This window comes from Planktothricoides raciborskii GIHE-MW2 (assembly GCF_040564635.1).
GTDB lineage: Bacteria > Cyanobacteriota > Cyanobacteriia > Cyanobacteriales > Laspinemataceae > Planktothricoides > Planktothricoides raciborskii.
The window spans coordinates 3391158-3410230 of sequence record NZ_CP159837.1 but is presented as its reverse complement, the minus strand read 5'-3'; the positions used below and the strand labels follow the sequence as shown (position 1 = coordinate 3410230).

Sequence of the window (19073 nt, the reverse complement as noted above, 5' to 3'; positions counted from 1 at the left end):
ATTCACCTGAATGGGCTTCAAGCGGCGGAGGTTAACACCAAAACTCGGAAGACTCTAAATTGACTTCAGATTTAGAACCCCAACAATCACGCAATTATCTTCTTTGAAGAAACTTTTTCAGGAGATGTGATTACAGCCAATCATTCACAGAAGAAAACAAGTTTTTTCCATCGACGAACAGTCCAACTTAAGTGATTAAGTCGAGTCCCAAGGGTTTTTCTAGAAACCCAGTTATCTCAAGCCCCCCTATTGCGGCTGAAGATAGCGAATATTTAACTCGGTTATAGTCTGAAAACAGATAGTCTGAAAACAATAATTGTATTAGGTTGATATAGACAGAATGGACTTTGGAGTAGGGTTTCTTTCCAACAACGTCATGCTACCGATCCTAGATTTATTCTTTGGGATCGTTCCCAGCTATGGTCTGGCGATCGTCGCTTTGACGTTAGTCATTCGCTTTGCGCTTTATCCCTTAAGTGCGGGATCAATTCGCAGTATGCGCCGAATGCGCGTCGCCCAGCCACTCATGCAGAAACGAGTCAAAGAAGTTCAAGAGCGGTACAAAGACAATCCGACTAAACAGCAGGAGGAAATGAGCAAAATTTACCAGGAATATGGCAATCCTCTTTCTGGTTGTTTGCCAGTCCTCCTGCAAATGCCCGTGCTGTTTGCCTTGTTCGCCACTCTGAGAGGATCGCCATTTTCTGACGTGAATTACTCCGTCAATCTGCAAATCTTTCCCTCAGAACAAATTGAACGAATTCAACCTCAGTCTTTTGCCACCCCATCCCAAAATATTTATGTAGCCGGTAGCGTCCATGCGCCAGTCGCCGCTTTGCTGCCCAGTGGCAATAAGTTAGCAGTGGGTGACAAAACCAAAATTGAATTTCAAACCGTAGAGGGTAAACCTTTCCAACAGTTGTTAGCGGAGTATCCAGACAGCGACATTGCCCCGACCTGGCAAGTGATCAAAGGTCAAGAACGAGTCAAGGTGTCTGAAGATGGCACCATTGAAGCCCTGCAACCGGGAGATGTGACGATTCAAGGGACGATTCCTGGATTAGCATCTAAGCAAGGGTTCCTGTTTATTGAGGCTCTCGGTCGGGTTGGGGCCACGGCGGAAGATGGCACAATTCATTGGGACATTGTGGGCATGGTGCTATTTTTTGGCATTAGCTTGTATGTCAACCAAATTCTATCCGGTCAAGGACAAAGTTCAAGCGATAACTCTCAGCAAGCAACGGTGAATAAACTCACTCCGGTGATCTTTTCCGGGATGTTTTTGTTCTTCCCTCTGCCTGCGGGAGTTTTGATGTATATGGTGATTGCCAATATCTTCCAAACCGCACAAACTTTTATTCTGTCTCGCGAACCTCTGCCAGAAAATCTCCAGAAAATCGTGGATGCAGAAGCCAAATCCGCTGCGGTTAAAGATGGACGACAATCACTGCCTTTTGAACCCGGTCGTTCTAAGAAAAAAGCTTAAGGTAAATTATGAGCGATCGCCCCATTGACCGAGGTCAACAGTGGCTCAAGCAACTGTTAACCCTTGCGGCTTGTCCCACGGAAGTTCACGCGGAAGAAAAACCCGATTGCTACTGGCTGACCATTGATCACACCAACCTGACCCCAGAGCAAATTGACATCCTGATCGGAGCCAAGGGTTCTGTCCTGGATAGTATTCAATATCTAGCGAATACAATTTTGAATCTGGGACAAACCCCGGATCAACAAGCCGCTTATACCATTGAATTGAATAACTATCGATCTCACCGCCAAGCGGAACTCGAAGCTATTGCTCTCAATGCAGTCGCTCATGTTCGGGAAACAGGGGAGGAGTTTGAAATTAAATCACTCTCCTCCGCCGAACGTCGCCAACTTCATAACTTATTGAAAGAATACGACGATTTGGAAACCTACAGTCGCGGACAAGAACCCGATCGCCGTTTGGTCGTTTACCGACGGTAGGGGCGCTACTTCCAAGCGCCCCATCATTCAATGATGCCTCTAAAATCCTGGATAAATAGTTGAGTGGAGAGTTGAGAGTCAATTAATCTCTCAAATCTCAACTCACAGAAAAAATTCTTCAACAGCCCTATGGAGCCTATTTATATTCCTCAACTGACCACCGCACCTGAGCGAACTGAGGAAATTCAGTTTGAGGAGTTTTTCTCAGAGTTTGAAACTTTGACTCCCGTCAAAGGCACCCTCGTCGTGAAGCATCAAGGAAACTATTTGGAAGTTTTCGCTCAAGCGGAAACCATTGTCACCCTGACTTGCAATCGGTGTCTGCAACAGTATAATCACCGATTAACCGTAGATACGTCTGAATTAATCTGGCTCGATGAAGCCGCCGATCAACCAGACACAGGCCCCCTGGAACGGGAAACAGCCCTGGAAGATTTGGTAGAAACTTTGTCCCCTCACGGATATTTTGAATGTACAGAATGGGTTTATGAACAACTTTGTTTAGCCTTGCCACCGCGCCAACTTTGTGATGCCAATTGTTTAGGAATTCAAACAGATAGTTATTTACCGCCGACTGCACCGCCTGCAATCGATCACCGTTGGGCATCTCTGGCAGAATTAAAAAAACTATTTCCCAACTAAGCAGTCTCCCTAAAAACAGACAATAGATCCATATCTCCAGAATTTGCCGGAAATTTATAGGCAAATATTTGGGTATTTGGGGGCAAATATTCAGAGAATTAAATCCGGCTACAATGCTCAATAATTCTAAAGTTTGATTAAGTTTGAAGTGTTGATTAGGGGTGAAATTCAATGACATTTAGTGATGAGTTTGAACTGCTTTTGCGAGCCAGATATCCGTTGATTTATATTCCCACTCGCGAAGAAGAAAGAGTCGAAAAAACCATTACTCAAATTGCCAAAAACCAAGGCAATCGAGGGGTATATATCTGGGATTTTGTGGATGGCTATACGGGCAATCCCAATGACACGGGTTTTGGCAAGCGCAATCCGTTACAAGCTTTAGAATTGGTGGAAAAATTGCCAAGCAACGCCCCAGCAATTTTTATTTTGCGAGATTTTCACCGTTTTTTAGAGGATGTGGCGATTTCTCGCAAATTACGCAATTTAGCGAAACTGCTGAAATCTCAGCCGAAAAATTTGGTGCTGATTTCTTCAGAAGTAGCGATTCCCGAAGAGTTAAGCGAAGTTTTGACGGTTTTGGAATTTCCCTTGCCGAATCAAGCAGAAATTGCCGCAGAAGTGCAAAGACTTTTGGGGGCGACGGGAGAATCTTTGTCCCGGAATACCCTCGATGAAATCGTCAGATGTTGTCAGGGACTTTCCATTGAACGAGTGCGTCGGGTATTGGCGAAGGCGATCGCCACTCATGGCAAGTTAGAAGTAGATGATCTGGAATTAATTCTGCAAGAAAAACGCACAATTATTCGCCAAACCCAAATTTTAGAATTCTATCCAGCCACGGAACAAATTTCTGATATTGGTGGTTTGGATAATCTGAAAGAATGGTTGCTGCGACGAGGCAGCGCTTTCTCGGAACAAGCAAGACAATATGGTCTGCCTCATCCCAGAGGTTTGCTGTTGGTGGGGATTCAAGGAACGGGCAAATCTTTGACCGCAAAGGCGATCGCCCACCATTGGCATTTACCGTTACTACGTCTGGATGTCGGTCGGCTATTTGGCGGTTTAGTCGGTGAATCAGAATCCAGAACTCGACAAATGATTCAACTGGCTGAAGCCTTAGCCCCCTGCATCTTATGGATTGATGAGATTGACAAAGCCTTTGCGGGGTTTGAGAGTAAAGGGGATGCAGGCACCACCAGTCGAGTCTTTGGTACATTTATTACCTGGTTGGCGGAAAAAACTTCTCCGGTTTTCGTGGTGGCTACAGCCAATAATATTCAAGCATTGCCCCCGGAAATCTTACGCAAAGGCCGTTTTGATGAAATATTTTTTGTGGGTTTGCCCCATCAAGACGAGCGCCGTGCTATCTTCGAGGTGCATTTATCCCGCTTGCGCCCTCATAATTTAAAAAATTATGATTTGGATCGACTTGCCTATGAAACTCCTGATTTTTCAGGGGCAGAAATTGAGCAATCCCTGATTGAAGCCATGCACATTGGATTTAGTCAAAACCGTGATTTTACCAATGATGATATTTTAGAAGCGGTGAGTCAGATTATTCCCTTGGCGCGAACTGCCGCTGAACAAATCGAATTTTTGCAAGCTTGGGCAGCTTCTGGCAAAGCTCGTCTGGCTTCTCGATCCAGTGGTTTATCTTCTCGCATCCAAAGTCAACGAAAATAGCCTAATTTTAAATAGCATAGCGATGAGCATTTTCTCTGGTTTGATCAAATTTTTGATTGGTTTTATATTGGCACTGGCGATCCTTGCCGGTGGTAGTGTTGCTGCTGGCCTTTATTTTGTGACTCGCTTAACCGAATTGCCCCCAAGACCAGTTTTTGACAATGAGCAACCCGTTAAGCCAAAACCTAGTTCACCGACTCCTGCCGCTAAACAAAATACGCCAGCAAATTCTAGCAGCAATTCCAGCGCCAATTCCACAACTTTGGCACCGGGAACTTACCGGGCTCGCGTGATTTGGCAAGATGGGTTAATTTTGCGCGATCGCCCTAGCTTTGATGCCAAGTCAATTGGCGGGGTTGATTTTAATAAAAACGTCATTGTATTGGAAACCACTTCTGATAAAGAATGGGAAAGAGTGCGTGTAGAAGGTGCTAATCAAGAAGGCTGGGTCAAAGGCGGTAATACAGAGAAAATTTAATCACTGTGCAGCCAAATTTATTACGCAATTTTTAAAATTTTCTTCCCAGCAGCATACCCAAAAAATTACCCAAAAATACTCCAAAATTTAATTAACTCTGAAATTTAATTAAAATTCGTCTACCTCATCGGTTTTTTAATCGGAAAAAGCGATGATTTTCTACGGTTTCAGACAGTCTGGTATCGGCAAAAAACCCAGACTGATTGAATCTGTTGATCGCCATGCATCACCAGGGCATTTTTACAGAAAATAGCGATGATGACTTTCTCTTGTTATATTGTTATAACGTTTTCAAGCAGAGAACAGTAGGGGCGCAATGCTTGCGCCCAAATTAACCTCGTAATTGTAGAAATAATTTTTGAAATTGGTATTAGGATTAAAATCGCAAAATTTTTTAATATAATCACAGAGGGTATTTTAATACATAAAATGGCTGAAACACAAGTAGATAATTATCAGTTTTATGGCCAAGCAATTTATCAAAAAATTACTGCCAACATTGGCCAAGTCATCAAAGGACAATCCGCTGCTATTAGAAAGTTACTTTCGGCATTTGCTAGTGGTGGTCATGTGCTTTTAGAAGACTACCCAGGAACGGGAAAAACTACCTTGGCAAAAGCCCTAGCTTTTTCCGTAGATGTCAGCTTCAAACGGATTCAATTTACCCCCGACCTGTTACCCTCAGATATTTTGGGGGTTTCCATGCTCGATCCCAATGAGCGGACTTTTTATTTCCATGAAGGGCCAATTTTTGCCAATATTGTCTTAGCCGATGAAATTAATCGCGCTTCTCCACGAACTCAATCGGCATTATTAGAAGCAATGGCAGAATCCCAAGTTAGTATTGATGGGAATTTGCGAAAACTCAAAGAACCGTTTTTTGTGATTGCTACTCAAAATCCCGTAGAATCTCGCGGTACTTACCCACTTCCCGAAGCCCAAATGGATCGGTTTGCTTTGCAATTTTCTTTGGGATATATTTCCCCAGAAGATGAAGTGAATCTGCTCTCGGATCAAATTCAACAACCGCCGATCGCCTCCCTGAAACCTTGTGTTTCTATCCAGGAGATTATGGCGTTGAAACAGCAGGTTAGAGCAGTGAGAATTAGTGAAACTTTAAAACGCTATGTGGTGGATATTGTGAATGGGACGCGATCGGCCCAAGGGGTGCAATTAGGAGCGAGTCCCAGAGCTTCTATTGCCTTAATGAAAATTGCTCAAGCTTTGGCGTTATTTGATGGCTATGAATTTGTCACCCCTGAACAGATCCAAGAACTAGCTATAGATGCGATCGCTCATCGGTTAGTGATGGAACCCCAAGCCCGTTTTTCTGGCATAACTGCCGTTGGGGTTGTCCAAGAGATTCTAAATTCTATCCCGGTTCCCCGTTAAAATATCTAAAATATGAAGCTAAAAGATGAAACGGTTTCTTTATGATATTTTTCGACAGTTTTCGGCCTTTGAGCGATCGCGCCAAAGACGATTAACTCCCAATGGTTTAGTTGTTTTAATCTGCCTGATTTGCTCTGGGGTTTTGAGTGTCGATACCAATCAGAGTATGGCGGCGCAAATCTTTACGTTTTTGTTATCGCTTTTTATCATAGCGATCGTTTCTAGTCGGCTGTTTCGCTTTCGCTTTCACGCAGTGCGGATGCTGCCTAAATTTGCCACAGTTGGCGTTACAATCAAATATCGTCTGGTAATTCATAACCGCACGAACCAAACCCAAAAGGGTTTGAAACTTTTAGAAAATTTTGCTGACCCCAGACCGAATTTTCAAGAATTTTTAACCACTCCTGAACCGAATGAAAATATCCATAATGTTGTGGATCGCTACCTGGGATATTATCGCTGGCTGTGGTTAGTGAAAAGGAAACAATGTGCAACGGCAAACCCCATCGAGTTACCGCCACTTTTGCCTGACAGTAAAACCGAAGCGATCGGCGAAATTACACCATTATATAGAGGAGTGATTCGGTTAGTCGGTTTGACGGTTTTTCGCCCGGATCCGTTTAATCTTTTCAATGCTTCTGTGACGATTTCTTTACCCCAATCTTTGTTAGTTTTACCAAAATTATATCAAATCCCACCGATTCAACTTCCGGGTTTCAGGAGATATCAATCCGGTGGAGTTGCCTTAGCTTCTTCCGTGGGAGATGCGGAGGAATTTCGGTCTTTGCGGGAATATCGTCCCGGTGATTCTCTGCGAAAAATTCACTGGAAAAGTTGGGCAAAAGTGGGCAAACCAATTGTTAAAGAAGAACAAGATGAGTTTTTTGTCCGCCATGCTTTGATTTTAGATACGTTTCAATCGATGAAATATAGCGAGGTGTTGGAAGAAGCGATCGCGATCGCTGCTTCTTTTGCTTGTGAAGTGCAAACCCAAGAATCTTTACTAGATTTAATGTTTGTCGGTCACGAAGCCTATTGTTTTACCTTTGGTCGCTCCCTCAGCCATACAGATAAAATGCTGGAAATTCTCGCCTCAGTTGTGGCTTGTCAGGATAAATCTTTTAGTGCTTTGACTCCAGTTTTGCTGGAAAGAGTTTCCCTCCTCAGTGGTTGTATTTGTATTTTTATTTCATGGGATGATGAACGGCAACAGTTAGTCAATTATCTCAAAAGTATCGGTTTAAATACCTTAATTTTAATTATATCAGAAACCGCAACCAAATTACCGAATTCTGAGATTAACTCTATTAGAGATAATTTAACCCAATGCCAGGTTTTACGCTTGGGCAAAATTCAAGAGGATTTAATGCAACTATGAAAACACCCATTTTTCTCCTCGGTGCAGCGGTACTTTTCTGGGGTTGGCACAGTGGAATGTTGATTTTTGCGATCGCGATTTCCACGGTATTAGAAGCCTCTCGCTGGGTAAATTGGCGCTGGGATTTATCCGCAAAATATTTTCGACGGATTGCTAATTTATGCATAATTTTGGTGATGGTTTTAATTATTTACCTGTTGGCTAAAGATGCTTCAGCTTCAATTTATTTTATTTATAATTTTTTACAGCTACTTCCTCTGGTATTTTTCCCCATATTAGCGGCTCAAGCTTACTCGGTGACAGAAAAAGTCGATCTGAGGACACTGTTTCTGTTCTTCGATCAAACTATGGAGGCAGACGACCCTAGTAAATTTACCGTAGATTTAAGCTATTTTTATTTAATCCTCTGTCTTTTGTCTGCCAGTGCCGTAAATCTGGAAAATTTTGCTAATTTCGCATTTTATGGGGGTATATTTATCCTCTCAGCGATCGCCCTTTGGTCGGTGCGTTCTCAGCGATTTGCCCCAGGGGTTTGGTTGAGTTTACTCTTGCTGGCAGGAATCCTCGGTTTTGTTGGCTATCTGGGCTTATATCAACTTCATTTAACCGTAGAAGACCGGCTAGTTAATTGGTATTATAATACTTATGAACGCGAAAGTGATGCTTTCCAAAAAACAACCAATCTGGGCACACTTGGGGAACTAAAAGGGTCAAATGCCATTGATTTTAGAGTTGCCCTTGACTTTCATAAGCCGGAGCGATTTTTGCTCAGAGAATCAACTTATGATAAATATCAGTCTTCTACTTGGCTGGCATCTGAGGCGAATTTTACCCCAGTAAAGGCGGAGGAAAATGGGACAAGCTGGCAATTAAGCGGTCAACCGGATTCAGATAAAACAATTACCGTCTTTTCCTCATTGTCTGGGGGTCAGGGATTATTAAAATTGCCAGAAGGAACGTGGCAAATTAATCGTTTACCCGTCAGCAAACTGGAAAAAAATCAATATGGGACGATTAAGGTGACGGGTAAGGATGGCCCGATCGCCTACCAAGTCCAATTTAATCCTAATTTTCCTAATTTATCTGAAGATAGCCCGCCAACGGACAATGACTTACATATCCCACCGGCGGAAAAAGCCGCGATCGCGCAAATTTTGCCCCAACTAAATCTGCAAGGGAAATCCCCCGCCGAAATATTACCAGAATTAGACAAATTTTTTCAAAGAAATTTCACTTATTCCCTGGCTTTGACTGGTCAAAATAATTCCATGACCCCTGTAGCAAACTTTTTGCTAAAAAATCGGTCGGGTCATTGCGAATATTTTGCCACCGCCACCAATTTACTGTTGCGATCGCTAGGAATACCAACCCGTTATGCGGTTGGCTACTCCGTTCACGAATTTAGCCAATTAGAAAATCAATATATTGTCAGAAGTCGCCATGCTCATGCTTGGACTTTAGTGTATTTAGACGGAAAATGGCAAACTTTTGATACGACTCCCGCCAATTGGACAAGTTTTGAGGATGCCCGGATGTCCCAATGGGCAATTATTGGAGATTTTTGGTCATTTTTTATATTTAAATTTTCTCTTTGGTTCCAATGGGTGATGGGGCATCCTACCTTAAAGTATGGCTTGCCGATTTTCGGCTTATTAATTGTTATATTTATGCGGATATTTTCCCCCAAAAAATTGGCGTTGCGGTTGGCGAAAAAGTCCAAATTGCGCCAATCTAAACCCCAGTTATTTGCCCAAGTCACAGAATTTGATTTAATTGAGCAAGCTTTGGCGGATTTAGGCTATATGCGTCATCCCTCAGAGTCGTTAAAAAAATGGATTACCCGTTTAGAAAATGAGCTTCCCGATTCCAGTTGCTTAGAAAATTTGCGGCGGATTGTTGAGCTTTATTATCGCGATCGCTTCGATCCCAACGGAATTAATCTCCCTGAACGAGAACAATTAAAATCCTTAATCAAATCTTGGTTACAGGAATATCCCCAGGCGATCTCCACTCAAAAAACACTCGATTCTCTGGGTTCTTCATCACCTAAAATTTAAGTTGAGTAAAGAAATATTAAGAAATATTGGAAAATATTAAGAAAAATTGGCAAGAAATATTGGCAATGGGCTTTTGCCCAGCCTAGTTATGAGCGGATTTAGTAACAAAACTTAGCCTATTATGTTAAGAAAATTCTCAAAATTTAAAGGTTAATTGCAAAATCGGGTTTAGTAGTTTTGCAAAAAAAAATTCGGTGCTAGGATGTGCCAATTAAAATCACTTTCCTCAACCCTGGATGAAAAATATGTACAACAAAAATTCTCAAGGAGATTTACTCACCGCTGCGGTGACTGCTGGTTTAGGTGCTGGAGTTGTCACTTCTTTTGCCGTATTCAGTGGGCAAAATCCGCTGATTGCTTTGGGGATTACGGGATTTTCCGTGGTGGCGGCTTTATTGTTGGATTCTTTGATGCGTTAGCGGTGATGGATCGTACCAGGGGAATTAACCAGCAGCAAAAAGCCACGAATGATTGCTAACAATGATTGCTAATTCCCCAACCGGGTTTTTTTGGCCGTTCGCGAAGCGTGCCCGATGGCATTACTGAATTCTGATTTTTAGACTAAACTAAAATCTAACACCCCCAACTATGGGTTTTTCTCTTCGCTCTCTGGTTGGGGGAGTGTGAATTTTAGTTTTGGGGCTAAAAGGTCTAAAAGATATGGAAAACTTTGCTTATTTCTGTTTGGCTAATGCATATAAGGCAACGGCAGAAGATGATCTGGTTGATCCGTCTTTCAGCGAATCTGTCGATCGCTTGTTTCAGGACTTGTTTCAGGGCTTGTTTCAGGGCTTGTTTGCGAGATTAAATGGGTGCAGACTTTCCAGTTTGACCTATATTCGTTTTGCGTCCCTGGGGGTAATGTTGTTGGTGCTGAGTATCACCAGCAACTCCTGGGCCATGAGTCGGGGCGATCGCGGTTCGTCTGTTTCCTACTTACAACAAGATTTGCGATCACTTGGTTGTTTTGATGGGTTGATCACTGGGGTTTACGATCGCACCACGGAAGCGGGAGTGCGTCGTTGTCAGGATGCCTTGGGACTGCCTGCCAATGGGGTAGCTGATTTGACCACCCAGCAGGTATTGCAGCAACGACTGGGACAAGTCCGCGCCCAGACATTGATTCCCAGGCAAACAGAAACGAGATTAGCACGGGGCGATCGCGGGGAGCAAGTAACATTTGTGCAACAAACTTTGCTGAATCGGGGATACTTCAGCGGGCCGGTGACGGGTTTTTATGGGGAGTTAACGGAAGTCGCCGTGCGGAATTTTCAAGCAGCCAATGGACTCTCAGTCTCTGGGCAAGTGGATGCCGCCACCTATCAAAGATTGCAACAATTGCAAGCAGCACAAGTCGCATCCTTTTCGGTTCCCAGTCAGGGATTCAATACCGTTGCTGGCAGTCAGGCGTTAAAGCGAGGCGATCGCGGCATTCAAGTGAGAAACCTGCAAAAAAGACTCATTGTCGCCGGTTATCCCAACGTGGTAGTCGATAGTATTTATGGGGCGGAAACGGAAGCTGCCGTCAAACAATTTCAAATTGGTTATGGATTTGTCCCTGATGGGATAGCTGATGCCAACACCCAAAAAGTTCTCAATGAGAAACTATATGTCGTGGTGATTCCCAAAAGAAGTAACATCACTCTGGCTCAAGTCCAGCAAATTTTCCCCACCGCATTTGAGGCTCCTTCTCAATTAGGCACCTATATTCACGCAGGTTCTTATCCCAATTACGACATTGCCAAAACACGAGTGAAATTTTTACAACAAAGCGGGATCATTGACGCTCGGGTTGCTTATCTTTAAAATCTGCAAACCAATCGATAATTGATAATGGACAATGGACAATGGACAATGGACAATGGACAATGGACAATGGATAATTTCCTACTCATCAACCATCAATTATCAATTATCCATTATCAATTATCAAAGAGGCATTAAAGCTCTCTGACAAGTGGGACAAATCGCATGAATCGTTAATTGACAATCTAATAAGTGATATCCTTCTTTTTTTGCCGTTTTGCTGCCGACTTTTAAAATAGAATCACTTTTGAACTCAATAGTTTTATTACAGCGGACACAAATCAGGTGATGGTGATGATAAGGATAAGGTTGATTGAGTTCATAATGCTTATGTCCTTCTGCCAGTTCGAGTTCCCGCAGAATTCCCATCCGTGCCATTAACTTGAGGGTTCGGTAAATCGTCGATAAACTAATATGCTGATTTTCACTCTGGAGTAGCCGGTATAAATCCTCAGCACTGAGATGATGACCCTTGTTCAAGTTCTGAAAGACCTGTAAAATCTGTTCTCGCTGTGGAGTCATTCTCCATCCGCGCTCGTTGAGTTCAGCTTTCAGGGAACTTGCTGTATAAAAAGACATAGTAACGCTCTCAAGTTCTCAATAAAATATATTTATTGAGAATAATACCTGTTTATTTGTAAAGTTGCAACAATTTCCGCTTATTGACGGGTAAATTTCCCCGTCTGACGAGGCGAAATCGCCGATAATATCCCTAAAGAATTGTCAAAAAGTCCAAGAAACCGGGTGTTTTCGGATTGTTTTCCCAGAAGATTGGCCAAACATCAATGGATTTACCCGGTTTCTCCAGCCCCTGAATGGTTGTTGCCCGGATTCAAGTTAATGACTCCAGATAGTCCCGAACGCGATTTCGCCGCTTCGGTTGGCGTAATTTTTGTAATGCCTTGGCTTCAATTTGACGCACCCGCTCGCGAGATAATTCTAAAGCCTTGCCTACATCCGAGAGAGAATAGGGATGACCATCTAACAACCCAAATCTCATTTCAATGACCTCTCGCTCGCGAATGCTTAAATCCGCTAAGAGTTCTTTTAAGTCCCGCTGTAAAGATTCTCGGACGAGGAGGTCTTCGGGAGAAATTTCATCGGTTTCTAGTAAATCTCCTAGTTCGGTGTCTTTTTCTTTACCCACTTTCGTTTCCAAAGAAACCGACCGAGGAACACGCAACAAGACTTCCCTCACTTCTGAGGGCTTGTTGCCTAATTCGCGAGCAATGTCATCAATACTGGGAGTTCGGCCTTTTTCTTGAGAAAGTTTCCTTTGCGCTTTTTTAATTTTGTTGAGTTTTTCCGTAATGTGAACGGGTAGTCTAATCGTTCGGCTTTGGGTGGCGATCGCTCTAGTAATCCCTTGACGAATCCACCAGTAAGCATAGGTGCTAAATCGATATCCTTTGGTCGGGTCAAACTTGTCTACGGAGCGTTCTAAGCCCAAGGTGCCTTCCTGAACTAAATCGAGCAGTTCTAAGCCGCGATTTTGATACTTTTTGGCTACGGACACCACTAAACGCAGGTTGGCCTTGATCATGTGCTCTTTCGCCCGAATGCCTTGGGTTTGGATCCGATCCAGTTCCTCTACGGTTAAATCGGCAATTTTTGCCCAAGCTGCTTTGCCTACGGCAATTAGCTTTTTCAGTTCTGCTTCCTGAAGCTTGGCATCCCTAGCCCATCTCGCTAAAGGCGGTTGATGCCCTAATTTGGCGGCAAGGCGATCGCGCAAATCCATCAACTCCACATATTGACGCATGATGCCGTCTTTTGTCTGCGCTGCTTGGGTCCGCAACTCCAGCAACTGCATATAACGTTGCACTCTTTGGGCTTCGGCAACTTCTTCATCTCGACTCAACAGGGGAACCCGACCAATTTCCTGTAGATATAAGCGAACTAAATCCTGGCTCCGAGAACGAACTGCCGGTTGCAAGGTATTGCTACTGACATCTTGTTCTAACTCCGTTGAGTTTTCGTCAAATTCCAGAGATAAACTATCGATATCTTCCACCTCAACATTGGCGGCATCTCGTTGCTCGTCATCTTCTCCAGAATAAAAAGAGGTGTTTTGCATAAGCTAAGTATCAATTACTCCCGGTGACAAAGATGGTCGGTTGGCAGATGCTTCTTTTGATTATCCCCACTATCGATTGAGTAAATGGACATTTCTCGGTATTCTGTTACAGAACTTTACTCTCTCAGTATGAAGCAAAATTTCTCGCAGTTGTGGCAATCAATTGCCCAGGTAAAAGAGATGACCGCTCTTTTTAGCGCATCTGCGTGACAGAGAAATGCTGATGAACCATCAGCACCTATCGTTAGTATAGAGATTGATGCTTCCTAGATAAGTGACCTAGGTCAAGGGATCTATTAATATTCATCACCCGCGAAACCTCCTGCGATCGTTGGCATTGAGCGTTTATAGTGATACAAATCTTGCGGCACACAATTCATCCCTGGGCGGAAAATCGCTCAAAATTTAAGGGATTAATCTCGTCTTCGGGGCAATAGATCGATTACCTCGAAGACGAGTGGCGATCGCATCCATCCTCATCCCTTTAGACACCAATCATTAGACCGCTAAAGGCTGACTGGATATTTCAGCCGTAAATCGGCGTTTGCCTGAACCCGAAATCTCGATCGATAGTTAAATTCTAGCTAACGATTTCCCAGTTTTTTAAAGATTTCCGTTTCACTGTCAGAAGGTTCTTCGCTAACAATCGATCGCAGTCCTTCAAAGGTGGCGGGAATACTTCGGGGATCCATAAACATCACCTTACTACTATCGCTGCTGCCAATTTTCATCCCCATTTCTAGATATTGTTGCGCCAGTAAAAACTGAAGCGACTCCCGGGCATTGGGTTCATTTTCCAGTTTTTGCGCCACAATTTGTAAGGCTTCCGCCGTGGCTTTAGCTTTGAGAATTTGTTGCTGCCGTTCCGCTTCGGCTTTCAAAATGAGTGCCTGTTGTTCCGCTTCAGCGGCTAAAATTGCGGCTTTTTTACGAGATTCGGCTTCTAGAACTTGGGCTTCGGCTTTTCCTTTCGCCGAGTTAATCGCGGAATCCCGTTCCCCCTCAGAAGTGAGAATCGCTGCCCGACGTTTGCGTTCGGCGGTCATCTGCAATTCCATCGAGTCTTGTACCGCTTTGGAGGGAAAAATATCCCGCAGTTCCACGCGAGTGACTTTTATTCCCCAAGGATCAGTCGCTAAATCCAATTCTCGCAGTAAGGTTTCATTGACTTCAGAACGCGCAGTAAAGGTTTCATCTAATTCTAGTTTACCCATTTCGGCGCGAATTTGAGTTAAAACTAAATTCTGCATAGCCAGCAGCAAATTTTCTACTTTGTAATAGGCTCTCGCCATATCCACAATTCGCCAATAAACTACTGCATCTACGCTGATGGAAACGTTATCGCGGGTGATACAAGTTTGTTTGGGGATATCTAATACTTTTTCCCGGATGGTTTCCGTATAAACAATTTTATCGAAAAAAGGGTTAATCCAGTGCATCCCAGGAGTGAGTTTGCTTTTATACTTGCCTAAGCTTTGCACCAGAGATTCATTCCCTTGATCGATAAATTTCAAACCCCGAAACAGAAACGTGCCGCTAAAAATGACGAAGGCCAAAAAAATTGGTGCTATATCCATATTAAACCTCTCAAGTCATTATTTTGAAAAAACATCAGAAACAATTGATTCAATTCAATTCAATTTAATTTAATTTAACCCAGAATAAATCAAGGATAAATTAAGGATAAATTAAGGACTAGACCAGAAAGAGAGATACCATATGCCATTGAGGTTAAGAATTCAAAAGGTGTTCTGGCATCACGATCAAGGTAGTGCCTTCTCGACTAATGACATAAACTTTTTGATTCGGCGCGATCGCCTGATGGTCATCGGCACATCGTGCTTGCCAAGAATTGCCTTCAAACAACACTCGACCCACTTTGCCTGGGGGAATTTCCGTTAAAGTTTCCGCCTCATTTGCGTCAGCCAGCAAATCGAATTTCTGCCGAGACATGAAGAATTGACGACCTCGGAACACCAAGACCCCAGATAAACCCATCCAGACCAACACTTGTAAGCCCAAGTTTGGCAACACCAACGCCAACCCAGCCATGATCAAGGCACTGACACCCATCATCATAGACACAAAGGCATTGGGCAACATCAACTCAAACCCACACAAAATTAAGCCAACAATTAACCAAATGACACTAGGACTCATAGCCAGTAAGGGAAAATTCATGGCGAGAAACTACAATGGATCATAAATTACTTGCATTACTTGCATATTTATCTCTGAATCACTCTCATTGTCCAATCTTAACCAAAAGATGCCGAATTCATTGATTAGAGCATCTAAAGGCTAAAATTATCTTGAATCTTCCTCTATTTTACAGAGCAGCGATTTTTTTGGGGTTCTACATATGCCAAATTCGTTGATTTTCCTGAACTCTTCTGCACAAAATAGAGAAGGCTACCACCAGTTTAAGCTGGCTGTGAGCAATGAGTGCCTCCGGGTTTATGTGATGCGTCTTAATTTTACTGTGATTACTTTTTGCTGCTTATGACCAGTTCCAGCCGCCCGCAAATTGATTGTCCCAATCCTGCTTGTACCCACCCAGCTAACGATTTGGGGCAAAAGTATTGTGCATCTTGTCAAAATCCCTTGACTTATCGGTATTTGTGGGCGGTGGGTTCCCAGGCAGCCCAATTCCCCCCAGCTTCACCGATTGGCGATCGCTACTATGTGGTCAGCCCGCAAATTTGGTTAGATACCACCCCTGGGAAACCCCCGACATTGCCCCAAGAGATTCCCGAGGCGATCTTACCTTACCTAAAATTGTATCGGCATTCCTTGCATATTCCTCAAGTCTATGGGTTTTGTCCTGTCAAAGAGCAGGATTGGCAAGTGCTACTTCTGGAAAATGTGCCGGTAGATCCGAAAACAGGCCAACTCTACCCCACCATGATCGAATCATTTGCCAATGCTGCCCCAGTGCGTCACGTTTATTGGTTTTGGCAAATACTGCAACTCTGGACGCCTTTATTGGAGTTGGGTTTGACTACCAGTTTGTTTCAACCGAAAAACATTCGCGTCCAAGGTTGGCGCGTCTGGCTATTGGAACTCTATGGGGATCAGTCCTCGGTGACTAAACCAGATTTACAGGATTTGGGCTATCACTGGTTGACTTGGACCGGGAAAATTTCCCTTTCCGACGGCCAAAACTTTACGGGCAATTATGTTGACCGTCTCAAGGAAATAGGCAAACTGATGCGGGCTCCCCATGCTGAAGTTAATGGGATTCGTCGTCAACTGAATCAACTGTTGCTAGAATTAGCCGGTCAATTGCCTTTAAGATTGCGATCGGCAGGCGCCACTGACTCCGGACCAGAGCGATCGCACAATGAAGATGCCTACTATCCCACTAGGGCTGATTTACCCAAACCGGGGACGAAGCCCAACCCAAATTCTCTGGTGTCTAACCTGGTGATGGTTTGTGACGGGGTAGGTGGCCATGACGGGGGTGAGGTCGCCAGTCAATTAGCGGTTAATTCATTGAAATTAGCCCTCCCAACTTTGCTCAAAGAAATTTCCGCCCAACCTGATATTAGCCCGCCCAATTTAGTCTCTGAAGAAATGGCGGCTTTGATCCGCGTGGTAAATAATACCATTGCCAGCCAAAATGATGCTCAGGGTCGGGCTTACCGACAAAGGATGGGAACGACTTTGGTGATGGGATTGCAGTTAGGCCAAAAAGTACCCAGGGCAGATGGGTCAGAATTCGCGAATAGCCATGAATTATATGTGGTGAATGTGGGGGATTCTCGCGCTTATTGGATTACGGAAAATTACTGCCAGCAACTCACGGTGGATGATGATTTGACCACCAGAGAAGTTTGCCTGGGGCGCGGTTTTTATCGACAAATTAAACAACGTCGAGATGCGGGTGCTTTGATTCAAGCACTGGGCACGAAAGATGGTAATTTAATTAAGCCGAATATTCAACGATTTATTATTGAAGAAGATGGCTTGTTGATGCTCTGTTCTGATGGTTTGAGTGATAATGGTTGGGTTGAAAAATCTTGGCCAGAATATGCCACCCCCATATTAGATGAGCGGGTATCGATTGAAGATGGTCTGAAAGCTTGGATTGATTTTGCGAATCAAAAAAATGGCCATGATAATACTTCGATTGTGGTGATGCGTTGTCGGATTTCTCCAGAAAAACTGGTGCTTTTTGAGACGAATAAATTACCGAATAAAACGGTGGTAGAAGGCGAAATGTCTGATGCTTCTAAGGTTTTGCTTTATGATACGGAGGCAGCAGAGGTAAATCCTGCCTCGACTGTGAGCCAAGCCCAGCGCAATGGTTCTAATCTTTGGTTGGCGATCGCCACTTTCTTTTTGATCGTCTTGGTGGGATGCGGCATTGCTTTGGTGGGATTTTGGCAATTAAATCCCGAAGTCTTTAAGGATTGGCAACAAAAACTATTTCCATCATCTCAACCAGAAGAAACACCGGCTGAAAATTCAGATTATTAAATAATTTACCCAAGCAATTTACAGCGAACATAAACGGAGAAATTTCTATGGTTTTAATGCCAGTTAAATCCATCGTCAAAATCATCATTAGTATGGTTTTAGTTGGCTGGCTTTCTGCTTGTAATATTCAAATCAGCCTGGGGGGATTTCAACCGACCAGATTAATTGTGCAACAAGCAATTACAATGCAATTAAATCTCACTAAAGCTGAACTGGATGAGCATCTCAAACAACACAATCTTGACCGGAAGCAGCACCCGGATTATGAGATTAATCGCGTGGTGATTCTGAATGAAGAACCTGTGGTGATTCAAGATTTAATTGCCTATCATATTCGCGGCACTTATAATTTGACCTTTAAGTTGCCCGATGGTCGCATCACTGACCGGGGTAATCCTTTTGATATTTATTTGCAATTGCAAAAAGAGGCGAAAAGTTGGCGTCTGGCGATCCAAAAATCCAGCGGCAAGAACGATCAACCCATTTGGGGGACTTATTTGATTAAACCCAAAGGTTATGTTTAAGATGCCCTAGGCGATCAATGGTTAAATTTTTGGTTAAATTTTTGGGAAATTTATTAGGGGTCGATAGGAGAGTCACCTCTCCTACCTCCAATTCAGAACGGAACGTGCCACTTTCACAGCCCTGCCGCTCCTACCTACGCTGACCTACGCTGACTCAATTGGCTCTTCGGGGATTCCCTATCTGGTTAAGAGTTACCACCAATAAGCCCGCTTCACACTGTAGATAGTGAGTCTCCGGGTGGAGCTACTGCCTAACTAGCCCTGGGGTTGTTCCCAGGAAATCCGGGTAATTGTCCTCCTTGATGGACAACTTTCACCACAGTTATTCGGGCTGGGGCTAATGGAACCCCTGAAACCCTTACCCCTGCCACACTTCAGCCTATTGGCCTCTGCTTTTGCGCTCTTCCGAATCTCACGCATATATATATAGTGTATCTATCCTCCGAGAGCGAGTATATCCCCAGAGTTAGTTCCACTAACAAAGATTTTGCTCGGAGCGTGCAAACCCTGGGGATATTTCGTCTAAACTGGTCTTCAGTGAAAAACTCAAAACTGATCTGAAGCTTTAAAGATCGCCAACGAA

16 protein-coding genes are annotated in these 19073 nt (G+C 43.6%); 12 read left to right on the top strand and 4 right to left on the bottom strand.

Annotated elements, in window-relative coordinates; translation table 11 throughout:
• Positions 1-340: 340 nt before the first annotated feature.
• The 10 genes from yidC to ABWT76_RS14395 all read left to right on the top strand — a co-directional run bounded on the left by yidC (position 341) and on the right by ABWT76_RS14395 (position 11407).
• Complete coding sequence (yidC, locus tag ABWT76_RS14440; protein ID WP_054464955.1) at positions 341-1486, top strand: membrane protein insertase YidC; 1146 nt, start codon at positions 341-343, stop codon at positions 1484-1486.
• A gap of 8 nt (positions 1487-1494) precedes the next feature.
• Positions 1495-1968: a R3H domain-containing nucleic acid-binding protein gene (locus ABWT76_RS14435; RefSeq protein WP_054464956.1), complete on the top strand. Its 474-nt coding sequence runs from the start codon at positions 1495-1497 to the stop codon at positions 1966-1968.
• 129 nt (positions 1969-2097) lie between these two features.
• A complete protein-coding gene (locus tag ABWT76_RS14430) occupies positions 2098-2610 on the top strand; it encodes a DUF177 domain-containing protein (RefSeq protein WP_054464957.1) in 513 nt (170 codons plus the stop codon).
• Positions 2611-2781: 171 nt separating this feature from the next.
• Positions 2782-4296: an AAA family ATPase gene (locus ABWT76_RS14425; protein ID WP_054464958.1), complete on the top strand. Its 1515-nt coding sequence runs from the start codon at positions 2782-2784 to the stop codon at positions 4294-4296.
• A gap of 52 nt (positions 4297-4348) precedes the next feature.
• Entirely contained in the window at positions 4349-4774 is a 426-nt protein-coding gene (locus ABWT76_RS14420; RefSeq protein ID WP_354636316.1) for an SH3 domain-containing protein, read from the top strand.
• Positions 4775-5203: 429 nt separating this feature from the next.
• Positions 5204-6166: a MoxR family ATPase gene (locus ABWT76_RS14415; RefSeq protein ID WP_354636315.1), complete on the top strand. Its 963-nt coding sequence runs from the start codon at positions 5204-5206 to the stop codon at positions 6164-6166.
• Between the two features lie 25 nt (positions 6167-6191).
• Positions 6192-7544 (top strand): DUF58 domain-containing protein, encoded by a 1353-nt coding sequence (locus tag ABWT76_RS14410; protein WP_354636314.1) that lies wholly within the window; start codon positions 6192-6194, stop codon positions 7542-7544.
• Positions 7541-9601, top strand: a complete 2061-nt coding sequence (locus ABWT76_RS14405; protein ID WP_354636313.1) for a transglutaminase domain-containing protein — start codon at positions 7541-7543, stop codon at positions 9599-9601. The genes ABWT76_RS14410 and ABWT76_RS14405 overlap by 4 nt, the downstream gene beginning before the upstream one ends.
• A gap of 245 nt (positions 9602-9846) precedes the next feature.
• The gene (locus ABWT76_RS14400; protein ID WP_190877677.1) at positions 9847-10020 is read left to right on the top strand and encodes a hypothetical protein; all 174 of its coding nucleotides are present in this window, start codon (positions 9847-9849) and stop codon (positions 10018-10020) included.
• 241 nt (positions 10021-10261) lie between these two features.
• A complete protein-coding gene (locus tag ABWT76_RS14395; RefSeq protein WP_054464964.1) occupies positions 10262-11407 on the top strand; it encodes a peptidoglycan-binding protein in 1146 nt (381 codons plus the stop codon).
• Between the two features lie 123 nt (positions 11408-11530).
• Here the strand turns inward: ABWT76_RS14395 and ABWT76_RS14390 are convergent, their stop codons facing one another.
• The 4 genes from ABWT76_RS14390 to ABWT76_RS14375 all read right to left on the bottom strand — a co-directional run bounded on the left by ABWT76_RS14390 (position 11531) and on the right by ABWT76_RS14375 (position 15665).
• A complete protein-coding gene (locus ABWT76_RS14390) occupies positions 11531-11986 on the bottom strand; it encodes a Fur family transcriptional regulator (RefSeq protein ID WP_054464965.1) in 456 nt (151 codons plus the stop codon).
• A 253-nt stretch (positions 11987-12239) separates the two neighbouring features.
• Positions 12240-13484 carry an RNA polymerase sigma factor SigC gene (sigC, locus tag ABWT76_RS14385; protein ID WP_054464966.1) on the bottom strand — a complete coding sequence of 415 codons (1245 nt, stop codon included), beginning with the start codon at positions 13482-13484 and terminating at the stop codon, positions 12240-12242.
• Between the two features lie 584 nt (positions 13485-14068).
• Positions 14069-15061, bottom strand: coding sequence for an SPFH domain-containing protein (locus ABWT76_RS14380; RefSeq protein WP_054464967.1), 993 nt, complete (start codon positions 15059-15061; stop codon positions 14069-14071).
• 154 nt (positions 15062-15215) lie between these two features.
• Positions 15216-15665, bottom strand: a complete 450-nt coding sequence (locus ABWT76_RS14375) for an NfeD family protein (RefSeq protein ID WP_054464968.1) — start codon at positions 15663-15665, stop codon at positions 15216-15218.
• 321 nt (positions 15666-15986) lie between these two features.
• On the opposite strand from ABWT76_RS14375, the gene ABWT76_RS14370 reads away from it, so the two are divergent.
• Together ABWT76_RS14370 and ABWT76_RS14365 are read left to right on the top strand one after the other, a co-directional pair.
• On the top strand, positions 15987-17966 hold the full coding sequence (locus ABWT76_RS14370; RefSeq protein WP_054464969.1) for a protein phosphatase 2C domain-containing protein: 1980 nt from the start codon (positions 15987-15989) through the stop codon (positions 17964-17966).
• A 47-nt stretch (positions 17967-18013) separates the two neighbouring features.
• Positions 18014-18490, top strand: coding sequence for a hypothetical protein (locus ABWT76_RS14365; RefSeq protein WP_054464970.1), 477 nt, complete (start codon positions 18014-18016; stop codon positions 18488-18490).
• The last annotated feature ends 583 nt before the right edge of the window (positions 18491-19073 follow it).